This is a genomic window from Cysteiniphilum sp. (genome assembly GCF_057495195.1).
Genome location: NZ_JBXTEF010000058.1, coordinates 1 through 12,904, shown reverse-complemented (window position 1 = coordinate 12,904; position 12,904 = coordinate 1). Strand labels below are relative to the sequence as shown.

General features: G+C 37.2%; 13 protein-coding genes. 1 reads left to right on the top strand and 12 read right to left on the bottom strand.

The genetic code is table 11. The features are described 5' to 3' along the window. Window positions 1-221 (top strand): hypothetical protein (locus tag ACY10D_RS05185; RefSeq protein WP_486999706.1); only part of this gene is annotated, 221 nt, incomplete at its 5' end. Window positions 222-269: 48 nt separating this feature from the next. Here ACY10D_RS05185 and ACY10D_RS05180 read toward each other — a convergent pair. From ACY10D_RS05180 to ACY10D_RS05125, 12 genes are all read right to left on the bottom strand, one after another. Next, a complete protein-coding gene (locus ACY10D_RS05180; protein ID WP_486999705.1) occupies window positions 270-803 on the bottom strand; it encodes a methylated-DNA--[protein]-cysteine S-methyltransferase in 534 nt (177 codons plus the stop codon). A gap of 157 nt (window positions 804-960) precedes the next feature. Continuing rightward, on the bottom strand, window positions 961-3,033 hold the full coding sequence (dinG, locus tag ACY10D_RS05175; protein WP_486999704.1) for an ATP-dependent DNA helicase DinG: 2,073 nt from the start codon (window positions 3,031-3,033) through the stop codon (window positions 961-963). 5 nt (window positions 3,034-3,038) lie between these two features. After that, on the bottom strand, window positions 3,039-4,847 hold the full coding sequence (locus tag ACY10D_RS05170) for a single-stranded-DNA-specific exonuclease RecJ (protein WP_486999703.1): 1,809 nt from the start codon (window positions 4,845-4,847) through the stop codon (window positions 3,039-3,041). Then, window positions 4,847-5,938 carry an AI-2E family transporter gene (locus tag ACY10D_RS05165; RefSeq protein WP_486999702.1) on the bottom strand — a complete coding sequence of 364 codons (1,092 nt, stop codon included), beginning with the start codon at window positions 5,936-5,938 and terminating at the stop codon, window positions 4,847-4,849. The genes ACY10D_RS05170 and ACY10D_RS05165 overlap by 1 nt, the downstream gene beginning before the upstream one ends. 102 nt (window positions 5,939-6,040) lie before the next feature. After that, window positions 6,041-6,898 carry a prephenate dehydratase gene (gene pheA / locus ACY10D_RS05160; protein ID WP_486999701.1) on the bottom strand — a complete coding sequence of 286 codons (858 nt, stop codon included), beginning with the start codon at window positions 6,896-6,898 and terminating at the stop codon, window positions 6,041-6,043. Between the two features lie 16 nt (window positions 6,899-6,914). After that, complete coding sequence (locus tag ACY10D_RS05155; RefSeq protein WP_486999700.1) at window positions 6,915-8,231, bottom strand: NCS2 family permease; 1,317 nt, start codon at window positions 8,229-8,231, stop codon at window positions 6,915-6,917. A gap of 17 nt (window positions 8,232-8,248) precedes the next feature. After that, a complete protein-coding gene (locus ACY10D_RS05150) occupies window positions 8,249-9,208 on the bottom strand; it encodes an adenosine deaminase (protein WP_486999699.1) in 960 nt (319 codons plus the stop codon). A gap of 237 nt (window positions 9,209-9,445) precedes the next feature. Next, complete coding sequence (locus tag ACY10D_RS05145) at window positions 9,446-10,153, bottom strand: glutathione S-transferase family protein (protein ID WP_486999698.1); 708 nt, start codon at window positions 10,151-10,153, stop codon at window positions 9,446-9,448. A gap of 7 nt (window positions 10,154-10,160) precedes the next feature. Beyond that, complete coding sequence (locus ACY10D_RS05140; RefSeq protein ID WP_486999697.1) at window positions 10,161-10,601, bottom strand: DUF3301 domain-containing protein; 441 nt, start codon at window positions 10,599-10,601, stop codon at window positions 10,161-10,163. 10 nt (window positions 10,602-10,611) lie between these two features. Further along, the gene (locus ACY10D_RS05135; RefSeq protein ID WP_486999696.1) at window positions 10,612-11,424 is read right to left on the bottom strand and encodes an LptA/OstA family protein; all 813 of its coding nucleotides are present in this window, start codon (window positions 11,422-11,424) and stop codon (window positions 10,612-10,614) included. Then, entirely contained in the window at window positions 11,405-11,992 is a 588-nt protein-coding gene (gene lptC, locus ACY10D_RS05130; RefSeq protein ID WP_486999695.1) for an LPS export ABC transporter periplasmic protein LptC, read from the bottom strand. The genes ACY10D_RS05135 and lptC overlap by 20 nt, the downstream gene beginning before the upstream one ends. Beyond that, window positions 11,992-12,540, bottom strand: a complete 549-nt coding sequence (locus ACY10D_RS05125; protein WP_486999694.1) for a KdsC family phosphatase — start codon at window positions 12,538-12,540, stop codon at window positions 11,992-11,994. Before ACY10D_RS05125 ends, lptC begins: the two co-directional genes overlap by 1 nt. Window positions 12,541-12,904: the final 364 nt, after the last annotated feature.

Below are 12,904 nucleotides of genomic sequence, written 5' to 3'. Positions count from 1 at the left end.
TCAAGGACATTTGGCTTATTAGTGATCAGATATGTGGACAACGTTTAAAAATGATTCTGCCAGAGTGGTTGCCTTTTCATAAAAAACATCACGGCAATCTTTCTAAGGAAATCAAAATATTAGACGTTGTTCTTGGAGCGGTTACGAAACTATTATCAGGCTTAAAACCACATGAAAACATTCGCTTGAAGCCTATAATTGATGAGCTGAATTTGCAGTAAAAAATATCCCATTTTTATTGCAAAGTGGCCTAGACAATGGGAAGTACTTTAGTTAGCACCACCCCGTTCAAGCTCCAACAACTTTGCCTTATTATCTAATCCCTCACCAAAGCCGATTAAACTGCCATTGCTGCCGATGACTCGATGGCATGGCACAATAATTGAAATCGGGTTTAAACCATTGGCAAGTCCAACAGCGCGCGCTTTGTTTTTATCACCCAAGCGCCTTGCTTGCTCACCATAGCTTATGGTTTTGCCATAAGGAATATTACGAAGCTCCTGCCAGACACTTAGCTGAAAGTCTGTGCCATGTGGGCATAATGGAATATCAAATACTTGACGTTTGCCTTTAAAATATTCAGTCAATTGAGTTTTTGTTTTAACAATTATCGGATGATTAACATCTTGTTTAAATGATTGAATACCCATTTGAAAAGCTTCTAACTGTGCTTCATGCTCCCAAAAGACATGATGAAGTCCTTTATTTGATGCAAATAAAGTAAGCTCGCCAACAAGAGAACTAAGCCTATCATAGACTGTTTGATCAGGTAGAAGTTTGAAAAAGTTCTGAATTCTTTTCATCGGTTTTCCCTTTCGTTTTACTATACAATAAATCAAGAATAAGTTGAGTTTTAATATCCTCCCCACCCGTGTAGCTTAAACGCATGAGTAATCCCTCAAAGGGAAAGGTACTAGCTGATGCAATTTATTCATACATCATTACTATGTCACAATTTTATCATTTTACAATTTGAAAATCAGGTAAATTCTCTAAAAGTGCTTTACCATAAAATTTGGTTTTTAAGCGCTTATCTAGAATAATCACCTCACCAACATCCGCCTCTGTACGCACGAGACGCCCTACCATTTGTGTTAATTTTAGTGATGCTTGCGGCAATGATATATCCATAAAGGGTTTGCGCTTAATCGACTCTAACCATTCAGAGCGTGTTTTGTCAATTGGATTCGTTGGTACAGAAAATGGTAATTTGTGAATAATCAACCGTGTTAGATAAGCGCCTGGCAAATCAACCCCTTCAGAAAAGCTGTCGACACCAAAAATAATCGATGGCTTAAATTGATCGACACGCTTTTTATGAATGGCAATCATTGCCTGTTTTGAACGATCACCTTGAATAAGCGTTATTTTCTTAAGGGCACTGTTTAAGCGCATATAGACCTTTTCCATTGCATGAATACTGGTAAAGAGCATTAAAGCACCTTCATGCAAATCCTTAAAATAGACTTCATTGAGGAGCTTGGCTGTCTCTTCAATATGTTTATCTTGTTGTGCTGGCTCATATTGCATATCAGCAATAACAAGCTTTGATTTGGAATAATTTAACGGTGAAGATAAAAGCAAGGTTTTGGCTTCTTTTTTAAGGGATGTGGCATTTAAAAAGCGATCAAATTTGCCCAGTGAGCGCACGGTAGCTGAGCACATCACCACACCATGTTGTACATTTTGCCAAAAGACTTGTTTTAATAATGAAGCTGCTTCAATCGGTGAGGCATGAATATCATAATCTTGAAAATGAGTTGCCAACATATCCGTTTGAACTTCTTTTACTTCTCCATGTTTTACTTTCTTTTCATGTGGGATAACCCATTTGGCAATCGGTGGCATCGTCGCTTGATTAATCATCAATGACCAGACATTGTAGAGATTTTTTGAGCGCTCTAATAAAAAGCCAATTTGTGTGAATTGTTTCTCTAAACTACTGGCGGAATGAATCTGACTTTTCTCAGCAAAATCATCAAGCTTTGTTTTGAGCTTATCACATTGATTCATATAAAAAGCCGCACCCTCTTTGATGGATGTCGCAAGCTGAAGCAGCTCATCCGTAATATGAGTCATGCGCCAAACATTTTCTTCTTTCATTGCATGAGCATACATCGGGTCAATTAACTGCTGCATTTGGGTTAACTGCTGAATCAGGTTTTTACGCACCTCTTTCCAATTCTCACGCATGATACGATCGGCAAGCTCAGAAGGTAAACCATTTAACAGCTTATCAACATCATTAATCCATGTTTGCGAGCCTAATAGTGAGGCAAAACCAGAAAGTGATCTTAATGCTCGATCAGGTAAATGATGACACTCATCAATAACATAAAGACTGTCTTCAAATTTAGGCAAAATTGCACCATCACCAAGATCAAGATGTGACAATAACAAACTATGATTGACAACGATAATATCGACTTTGCGTAAGCCTTGGCGCGCGTTAAAAAAAGGACATTCGCGATAACATTCACAACGGCTAAACGAACACGAACTGCTGGTATTATAAATCTCACTCATCAATGCTCTAGAAACCGGTTTCTCCAACAGATCAAAATCACCATCCCAATCTTTGCTTAAGCGCTGATCCAGCATTTCTGATTCTTTTTGCAAATCACTATCATCACTGTCAAAGTGATGCAATTTACGCGGGCATAAATAGCGTGAACGCCCTTTTGCCAATTGATAACTAAACTCAATTTTATGGTGTTGCATAAGCTGATGAATAAACGGCAAATCTTTATCAATCAGCTGTTCTTGCAATGCTACTGTTGCCGTTGATACAACGATTGATAACTTCTCTTGCCCTTGTTTAGCGCGCACTTCATTTGCTAAAAGCGCACCGAGCAAATAAGCAAAGCTTTTACCAGTTGCCGTTGGCGCTTCAATAACAATTTTTTCATTATTGATCAGTGTCTCTTTAACCGCTTCAATCATTGTCAACTGTGCATCACGCACATATAAATCCGCTTCTTCAAAAAGCTTTTTGATATTAAGCTCTGTATGTTCAACACTTTGAGTCGTCATAATATTTACCTTTGATGCGTCAATTTAGCCAAGTGCACGACCTTTAAGCTCATATACGTCTGACCATTAAAGTGCTCTTTCGATAAACGATATGCCACTTGAACCTCTTCACCTATTTGAATATCAGCATCATCTAAATATTCATCAGCAAAAAACCAGATGCTTTTAAGGTTTTTACCATGAATGGTAAGCATTAATTGCAGATGTTGGCTTTCTTTACCCACCCATTTAAAGCTATAAATACTTGCTTTGTTACAAAAAACAGGCGCTTCAAACTCACGACCATAAGGCTCAAGCAAAGCAAACTTTTCAACATGTTTAAGTGTGAACTCCTCAGCATTCAACTCACCATCACAATAAATCATTGGTGTGGCAGTAATATTATGCTCAGCAATTGCTTTTTGACAGTAGTCATTAAAGCTTTGAGAAAACTCTACAAATTTATCTTTGTAAATGGTTAATCCAGCAGCTCCGGTATGTCCACCATATTTGATCAGAATATCTGTCGTGTTTTGATAAATAAGATCTAAAACGGCTTTAATGTTTAAGCCCTCAATGCTGCGCGCTGATCCCGTGATAATATCGCTTTCACCTTGCTTAGGTGAGAATAAAATCGTCGGCAAGCCAAAGCTGTCTTTAATGCGGCTTGCTGAAATGCCATGCACCCCAGCATGCCCATCATCAAGATAGACACAAATACTTGAAGCACCCTTTACATATTGCTTTGAGGCTTCACTCATTGCTTTGGCTGTCATGTCTTTTTGAATGGCTTTGCGATGATTGTTCTGCTGCTGTAAGAACTCAACCCATTGTTTGGTTTTTTGGTGATCTTCGTTTAATAAGAAACTCACCGAGCTTAAGGCATCAGACATGCGCCCATCACTATTGAGTAAAGGTGCTATGACAAACCCTAAAAATTCACTATCGACTTTATGATGAAAATAATCACTAAAACTACGCCAACAACTACGTGTTAACTGTGAAATCTTGTGCATACCATAATAAGCTACAACGCGATTATTTATACTCTTTGCCATAGAAACACAGTCAGCAACTGTGCCCACAGCAACGAAATCAAGTAAATCCGTTAACTGATAGTCACTATTGATCGATTTTCCTTCAAGTAATAATAGTCTTCTGACTTCCGCCATCAACAACCAAGCAACCATGCATCCTGCAATAAAGGGATCATTATACTCACAACCCTTTTGTGTTGGGTTTAACACGGCATAAGCGCTTTGCGGCACGCCTTCTTCAGGAATTGCATGATGATCGGTGACAATCACATCGATATTTTGTGACTTTAATAATGCAATACGCGCTTCATCGGTTGAGCCGTTATCGGCGGTAATCACCAATGATGGACGCGTATCATCATCTAAAATACGTTGCGCAAGCTTATCAGATAAGCCGTAGCCCTCTGCCATTCGATGCCCGATATATGAGCGAATCTTATCCGCTGGATGATTAAAAATATTAGTCAATGCAACATGTAAAATCGCATGCGATGTTTGCCCATCACAGTCATGATCAGTTTCAAGCCCAATGACTTCACCACGTTCTAGTGCTTGAATAATACGCTTTGCCGCCTTTGTTGCATCTTTTAATAAATGTGGCGAGGTGAGAAACTTAAGCTTTAAGTGAGCAAACTTTAAAGCATGCTCAGGATCATCAATGCGTCGCGCGATAATGCTTGCGATAAAGCTATCCACCTTATTTTCCAGTAATACTTGATGCACTTTGCGATGAAAAGGGCGTAGTTGAATAGTAACCTCTGGACGTTTTAATCTCTCTTTGCCTCTGACTTCAGCCATTAGGCTTCCTTGAGATTTTTATTATTAATATTGCGTCGAGTCCACATCTTAACACCCGAGTTAATAAGCGCTGCCAATGGAATTGCAAAGAACAAGCCCCAAAAGCCCCATATGCCACCGAAGATAAGAACAGCAGCAATAACTGCTACCGGATGAAGGCTCAACGCCTCAGAATATAATAATGGCACCAATAAGTTGCCATCCAAACCTTGAATGATCAAATAAACCAAAAGCATATAGAAAAGCTCAGAGCTAAAGCCAAATTGGCTGATTCCAATGAGTACCACAGGAATAGTAACAATCACCATCCCGATATAAGGGATAAATACCGAAAGTCCAACGCAAATGGCTAATAGTAGTGAATAATTCAAACCAAAAACGATAAAGCCAATATAGGTAACGACGGTAACAATCAAGCATTCAATTGTTTTACCTTTGACATAATTACCCAATTGTGGCCGCACATCTGCCCATACTTCTTCGAGTGCACCACGCTCTTTAGGTAACATATTGACAAACCATTTACCAATACGATCTTTGTCTTTCAAAAAGAAAAATGCTAACAATGGCACGATAAATAAGTAGACCAACCAAGTAAATATGCTTGATAGCGATGCTAAAGAAAATTTAAGTAGATATTGACCGATACCGGCAATTTTATCCATTTTAATATTTGAGATCGTATTTACTGCATCTTTGATTTGCTCAGGTGTAATTATCGTTGGGTATTTTTTAGATAATTCCAATAAACTTGCATGTAGATTATTAATCTGCTGTGGAATGCTTTGTACGAATTGCCCCGCTTGATGCATTAATGCTGGTAACACAAATAGTAACAACATAATCACTAGCGCAATAAAAATTAAGAAAACGATATAAACAGACAAATTGCGATTTAACTTTAATTTTTTTGACAAAAAAGAAACAATGGCTTCTAATAAATATGCAATAACAACACCGGCTAAAATTGGTGCTAAAAGATCACCAAAAAAGTTAATAATGAGTACCGCAATGACCGTTACGACTATAAAGACGGCAGGTTCATTGCTATCAAATTTCTTGTGATACCACTGCCTTAAGTACTTAATCAAAGGAATTACCTATTTGTAAGATTCAATGACAAACGATTGTATACAAATTATCGTGTTTTTTATAGTGTTTCATGATTGCAAATACGCGTGAATTTTTAAGATTTACAACGTGATCGATTGATAGCATCCTAAGTTCTTCAAAAACGACGTTTTCTTTAAAATCGCCAATAAGGCAGCCTGCACATTATGCTCTTCTTCATGACCCTCAAAATCCACAAAAAAACTATAATCCCAAGCACGCGAGCGTGATGGTCTGGATTCAATCTTACACATATTGATATTGTGCTCTGACAAACAGGCAAGCACTTGCACTAATGCATTGGGTTTATGCAATGTTGTAAAGATAATTGATGATTTATACAATTGATCTTTTTCATACGGTATATTTAGCTCGTCACGTCCCAACAAGAAGAATCGCGTGAAGTTAAATGGTTCATCTTCAAAATGCTCTTTAATGACCTTTAACGAATAGGTTTCCGCGGCTAACTTACTAGCAATCGCCGCTTGCGTTAGAATCTCTTTTTCAGCAATGTATTTAGCAGCTCCTGCGGTATCAACAAAACTCTTAGGGGATAAATGCATACGCTCAATATTGTTCTGACACTGTGCCAAGGCTTGTGGATGTGAACGAACCAACTCAATATTATCAATATTTGCATTAGGGTGAATCATCAAACAATGCTCAACCTTCAAAATGACTTCATGCTGAATGCGTAGATTGTATTTAATCAGCTCATCATAGGCAGGTATCACACTACCGGCAATTGAGTTTTCCACTGGAATCATCGCAAAATCAGCTTTTTTCTCAGCAACCATCTCGAGTGCTTCTGCAAATGAACCACAGGCTAAAGTTTCAATCGCACTTTGCTCATTTTTCTTATCTTGTGCTTGATAAAACTTATGAATTGCCTGTTCTGAATAAGCCCCCTTTTCCCCTTGGAAAGATATCACTAAACTCATATTACCCCCCTTTTTACTATATAGATACTGCTTCAATGATCAGCAACAATAACGATAACACCCCGATGATAATCAATGTTATATCTATTTTATCATATTGCTTGGTAAAAAATTTCATCAATAACCACATAATAATACCTAATATAATTCCATGCGTGATTGAGCTAGAAAGAGGAATAATTAAGACAATTAAAATTGCAGGTAAAGCTTCGTCTATCTTTGTCCATTGAATTTTAACGACCATTTTCATCATATAAATACCAACCATCATCAATGCTGGTGCTGTGGCAACTTTTGGAATCATCGACAACAATGGAGCAAAAAATAAAAATGGCAGGAACAATAAACCTACAAAAATTGCGTTTAGACCTGTTTTAGCGCCTTCCTCAATTCCTGCCGCTGATTCAATATAAGAAATAGCAGAGCTTGTGCCAAATAAACCAGACAAAATACCTGATACAGCATCTACTGTCAGTGCTTCTTTGATATTTCTTGGATCTCCATTTTTATCAAGTAACTGACCTGCTTCACAAACCCCAATAAGTCCAGATAAACTATCAAATAAAGTGGTAAATAGGAAAGCGAATATAGCAGGCCATAATGCAATAGATAACGAACTCATCAAATCTAATTGAAAGAAAGCCGAAAAATCAGGCATCGAGAAAATACCTTGCCATTTTATGTCATCTCCAACTTCTGGAAAAAATACTGTAACCATAAAATAAAGGGTACTTGTTAGTATGATACTTACGATCAATGCCCCTTTGATTCTATGGTAAAGTAGTATACCTACCACCAAAAGTCCTAATATAAACAAGATATAAGATAAATTTAATGGCGCCATTTGTATCATATTGGCTTGACTTGGCATGATCACATTAGCTGATTTTAATGCTATTACTGCAATTAATAAGCCAATGCCAGCTACCACGGCATAACGAATCTGCTGAGGAATTGCTTTAATAATATAGGTACGTAAATTTAAAATGGATAGTATGGTAAAGATAATGCCTGACCAAAAAACCACCCCAAGAGCTACTTGCCAACTAATTTGCATATGCACGACAATTGCATAAGTAAAAAATGCATTAATACCCATTCCTGGTGCCACTGCAATTGGATTATTTGCAAAAAAACCCATCAATATACAGCCTATTGCTGAAACTGTAATCGTTGCTGTTAATGCTGCAGCATATGGAATTCCTGCATCTGCAAGAATAAGTGGGTTAACAACGATAATATACATCATTGCTAAAAAAGTTGTTATCGCTGAAATAAATTCCGTTTTAACATTAACTACTTGAGATCTCAAGTCAAAGATTCTGGGCAACATAATATAGCACTCACGTATTATTTGATAAATCTTGCTGATAAACTATTATCAATTAACTGTTGAATTTCCGTAGTACCTAACTTTAAACCGTCAATCAGTTCAATATAGTTTTGATTAACATAACCACCAAAATATGCTGGATCATCGGAGTTAATCGTCACTTTGATGCCTTTATCTAACAATATTCTCGCCGGATGATCGGTCAAGTTTGGTACGACTTTTAAAGCTTTATTTGATAATGGGCACATCGTGAGTGCAATATTATCTTTTGCAATGCGTTTCATCAACACATCATCAGTTAAAATTGCATTACCATGATCAATGCGCTCAATCCCTAGGATATCCAAGGCCTGCCAAACATACTCATCAGGTCCCTCTTCACCAGCATGAGCAACTAAATGAAGCTTCTCTTTACGTGCTAATTCAAAGAGATTTTTAAATTTCTCTGGTGGATTGCCAAGCTCTGAGCTATCTAGACCAATACCAATAAAGTTATCACGATATTCCATCAGTTGATCAAAGGTATTTAAAGCATCTTTTTCTGATAAATGACGTAAGAAACACATAATTAATTGTGTATCTATGTTTAGCTCAGTTTGCGCTTTTTTGACGGCACGATTAACCCCATCAAAAAGAGTTGAAAGTGAAATGCCGCGCGATAAATGTGCTTGTGGGTCGATAAAAATCTCAGTATGTGTCACATGATCTTGTTGTGATTTAAGCAAATAAGCATAGGTTAAATCATAAAAATCATCAGAAGTTTGAAGTACGGACATGCCTTGATAATATAAATCCAAAAACTCTTGCAGATTATTAAAGTTATATGCTTTTTTGACCTCTGCTAAATTTTTGTACTTTAGATTAACACCATTTTTTTGCGCCAAATTCAGCATCATTTCAGGCTCAAGACTGCCTTCAAGATGCATATGTAACTCAGCTTTAGGTTGTTGTAATAAGGTTTTGATATCGTGTGACATGGTTTTGTTTTACCTATTTTTTGTTTTTCTTTTACTTATTTACTAACTGAGGTTACGCACTTTTGCTATTTCAACACTCCGCCTTGCAAGCTTAAGCATCGCTCTTGCAAAAAGGTGAATATAAAATCACTATTGCCTAATTCCCCTCTTTTTAAGAGGGGTGGCAGCCATAGGCTGACGGGGTGTTTTAAAATTATAATATTTTTGCAAAACATGTAACTCTAGTTATCAATGGTTTCATTTACTAAAAATCTCCCTAAGCATCCGCGCACTATGCGCTTGTAGGTTAGGATATTTGGCAAGTTGTTGCTTTAACTGGCTTTGCCAAGGAGTGTGCTCAATATTAGCAACAACAGCGTAAACAATATGATCTAGTAAGCTAGGTGACTCATTAAAAAAATAGGTTTTTTGACCTAAAAAATTAGACAATGCACATAAATCATCATCTGCTTTTTGATAAATTTGTGCTTTGGTCAAGCGCCCTAACCCTTGTTCATAGGTTTGCCTGGACGCATTTTTGCTCATCACTTTAAAAATCATGCCAAACAATAATCTAGGCAGCTTAGTCCCGTCTTGTACGATACTGCGCCAGTTATTATCAGTAGAAACATCAACCCAACGACTATAGACCAACGCCCAATACAAATGCTCTTCACATAACCTTTGATACGCCAAGGTTTGTGACTTTTCTAAACCAGTTAGGTTTTGCTGCATTGGTGTGCTGCTTTCTTTCTCCAATAAATCAATAATAAAACTACTGTCACTATAGAACTTACCTTGCTTTTTAATATATGGCATTTTGCCCGTTGGTGAACGCTTTAAATCCGCGCTATAAAAGTTTTGATATGGAATTTTTTGTGTAAGCAAATAGCTTTCTAATTTCATACAAAAAGGACTGGCGTTTGGCACATCACCTAATTTAGGAAATTGATGTAATTCAATCATCAGTTCACTACTCCTTGTCATTATCTTTATTGGGAGATTTTTTATCTTCTGTGCGATAAGCACTTAAGTCAATAATATTATTAGTGTATATCTCTTCATTATGAGTAGCGTTTTCGCCTTGTATCTCTTTGAAGTCTATCTTTTGATCATTCGATATAACCTGCAAAAATTGATTACCATTAAACTGCAAAAAAGCCTTATAGCGATCGACACCATCATAGCTATACTCAAACGCATATTCGCGAAATAAGCACATGCTACCAATATTGCTTTGGCGCGATAAGCGCATTTTTGTGAGGCACACAGTATCATCTAACAACTGAACATCCCATTGTTTTGCTGTTTTAACTGCCATATAAACCGCATGCTCTCTTGCTTTCATTGAGTTACGCCAGATCAAAATCGCGATGACAATGATAATAACGGCACTTACTACACCAACACTCATGCTATAAGCCTTATTTATTATTTAGGTTATTTAAAATAACCGTCGCTCTTTGCCCCGTATTTGGCACCGTCACTAGACCATTTTGGGTATCATAAAGCACCTTATCTCCGGAAAAGCGATTACCTGTGCGATCAACATAGGCCTTATCTTGTATGGTTAGCGTGCTATTAAGCAAGTTAAAGTTCATTTGTCTGCCTTCAGCATATACCGTTTGCTGATCCGAACTATCACTTTTATTTTTCTTTTGATGATTTTGTGCCTGTTTTGGGAATGGTAAGGAGTAGAACTTAGCAATGTAAGGTGTATTGGCTGTTAATACGACATCTTTAGCTTGCTTATTTTGATCATCAAATAAAATCGTCAGCGTCTGTCCTGTTAAAAAACGACAACCATTTTGCTTTTTACAAACGCCCTTAGCATAGTCTAATGCTGCTTTTTGCACTTTGGTGTAATCCACTTTGCCATTGCCTTTCTTTGGATCGGGAAATTGATATACCGGCCACTTACTATTTTCATTCGGAACGCGATAACCACTGCATTGAATATTTGCATCTTTGGTTTGCATGACAAGCACATTGCCTTGATAAATGATCTTATGCGCATTCTGACTATAAGATAAGCTGTCACTACAAATGGTAATTTGACCATCACTACTGGCATTTTTACCAAACATGTTAGCGGCATCCATTGAGCCACTCTGTTCAGCGGCAAAGGCATGCGGTAGCATAAACAAAGAAGTCGCACTACATAATGCATACTTTAGCAAGCCATGCTTTATCCCATTCTTATTTCTTTTACTTCTTTTATCTCTTTTGTCCTGCATAATAACTTCTTACATCCTTCAATAACTTAAAATCACCTTTTTTAGGTGATCCATTCATGCCTGTACCAATCGTATTATTTGGTGTACCTGGTTGGCTTATCGTAACTTTTTTATCTGTATCCATATAGTCTTTGTCATCATCGTAATTTACCGAATCAGTCGCAATTTTAATCGCAGGTGAGTTTTTGCCATTGGCATTACGCAACATGACTACATTACCATATAAATGCATGTTATTGTTGTTATTGGTAATATCAGCGTAATTGGCAGTGACATTCCAAGGTTTATCTTTTTTCTCTTTTGAATACAGTGTGGCATTAACTGTTGTAAGCTTTGCATCTTGATTATAAAAGCGCGTAGCATTAACTGCGGTTGCCGTATACTCTAGCCAACCTTTCGTGTCATATTTTTCATAGGTAATTGTTTTTGCTGTATTCTCAATAAAGTGAGCAGGCAGGTCACCATGACTAATTTGCTCTTGTGCTGATTTCACAACCAACCAACCACTGGTGCCAATGACAACAACAAGTCCAATCGTTGTGAAGAAAACACGCTTACTAAAAAACATTAAGCTTGAACCTCACCAGCAGTGATATAATCATCAATCACTTTATTTAGAAACCCTTTACTTTCTAATATCAGATCACAGACTTCACGCACAGCACCATAGCCACCTTTTTGTGCTGTTACGTAATCAACACGCGTTTTAACAGCGCTTAAGGCATCAGCTGGTGCGAAGGAAACGGCGGATTTCATCATCAAGGTCAAATCAGGTAAATCATCCCCCATATAGGCAATATTTTCTTTGCTTATTTGGTGCTTTGTTAATAAGTCTTCATAAGCTTTAATTTTATTTTTTTGTCCTTGATAGATATCATTGACACCTAAAGCAGTTAAACGATTATGGACAATTTGCGAGCTCTTTCCAGTAATAACAGCCAGTTTAACACCAAACTTTTGCAACAAAAGCATGCCTAAGCCATCTTTAACATCAAAATGCTTAGTCTCATTGCCATCATTGCTTAGAATAATTTTGCCGTCACTTAAAACTCCGTCTACATCCAGTACCAATAACTGAATATTTGCTATTTTCTCTTTTAAACTTGTGTCAATCATTATGTGATATAAACTCTATTTAGAAACTTGGCTTAGTATATACCGCCCGCAAATCATTTTACAGTGTTTCTCTAGCTATAATCAACACGCATTTACTTTATGGGATTAATCATTGAGGATAGACGTAATTTGAAAATATTGTCGAGTAGACATCTCTGCTTCTCCTTTTATATTTTAAATTTCAAACATAATGTGAGAAAGCATGATGCCCCTCACAGAACCGTACTTGTAGATTTCCCACATACGGCTCTTCAATTTAACTCACTGAACCTGTTAAAGTATAAAAGTCATGTGTTATTCGTGGCTGCGGTAGTGGGTAACGGTCAATATATTTATTGAACTTCTCCCAACTCATTTTCAGCTT

Coding starts and splice junctions, on each gene's coding strand:
- ACY10D_RS05180 (WP_486999705.1), bottom strand. CDS start 803: ATGAAAAGAATTCAGAACTTTTTCAAACTTCTACCTGATCAAACAGTC.
- dinG (WP_486999704.1), bottom strand. CDS start 3,033: ATGACGACTCAAAGTGTTGAACATACAGAGCTTAATATCAAAAAGCTT.
- ACY10D_RS05170 (WP_486999703.1), bottom strand. CDS start 4,847: ATGGCTGAAGTCAGAGGCAAAGAGAGATTAAAACGTCCAGAGGTTACT.
- pheA (WP_486999701.1), bottom strand. CDS start 6,898: ATGAGTTTAGTGATATCTTTCCAAGGGGAAAAGGGGGCTTATTCAGAA.
- ACY10D_RS05155 (WP_486999700.1), bottom strand. CDS start 8,231: ATGTTGCCCAGAATCTTTGACTTGAGATCTCAAGTAGTTAATGTTAAA.
- ACY10D_RS05150 (WP_486999699.1), bottom strand. CDS start 9,208: ATGTCACACGATATCAAAACCTTATTACAACAACCTAAAGCTGAGTTA.
- ACY10D_RS05145 (WP_486999698.1), bottom strand. CDS start 10,153: ATGATTGAATTACATCAATTTCCTAAATTAGGTGATGTGCCAAACGCC.
- ACY10D_RS05140 (WP_486999697.1), bottom strand. CDS start 10,601: ATGAGTGTTGGTGTAGTAAGTGCCGTTATTATCATTGTCATCGCGATT.
- ACY10D_RS05135 (WP_486999696.1), bottom strand. CDS start 11,424: ATGCAGGACAAAAGAGATAAAAGAAGTAAAAGAAATAAGAATGGGATA.
- lptC (WP_486999695.1), bottom strand. CDS start 11,992: ATGTTTTTTAGTAAGCGTGTTTTCTTCACAACGATTGGACTTGTTGTT.
- ACY10D_RS05125 (WP_486999694.1), bottom strand. CDS start 12,540: ATGATTGACACAAGTTTAAAAGAGAAAATAGCAAATATTCAGTTATTG.